Source organism: Psychroflexus maritimus (assembly GCF_011089875.1).
Classification (GTDB): Bacteria; Bacteroidota; Bacteroidia; order Flavobacteriales; family Flavobacteriaceae; genus Psychroflexus; species Psychroflexus maritimus.
Genome location: NZ_JAANAS010000008.1, coordinates 1 through 236, shown reverse-complemented (window position 1 = coordinate 236; position 236 = coordinate 1). Strand labels below are relative to the sequence as shown.

Genomic DNA, 236 nt, shown 5'->3' with positions numbered 1-236 from the left:
GTTAAGTCGTCATCACACTCTTCAATGGGTGGAATATCTTCATTTTGAGGCAATACAGGAGACAGTAAAATTTCGTAATCAAAAGCCCCTATTTCCACACAATTAATCACATTGTTAACAATTCGCACCCAGATTTCTTGCGGGTTTTCAAGGGTTTCAAAAGCGCTTGGATTGGCAATGGGGTTTTGACCCGAAGCGGCTTCGCCTTGGGTAAAATGATAGGTGGTGGTGTAAAT

General features: G+C 41.9%; 1 protein-coding gene. It reads right to left on the bottom strand.

Going from position 1 to position 236, the window contains the following annotated elements; all coding sequences use genetic code 11:
- Window positions 1–236: hypothetical protein (locus G7034_RS01665; protein WP_166399229.1), on the bottom strand; the 236-nt coding region annotated here is incomplete at both ends.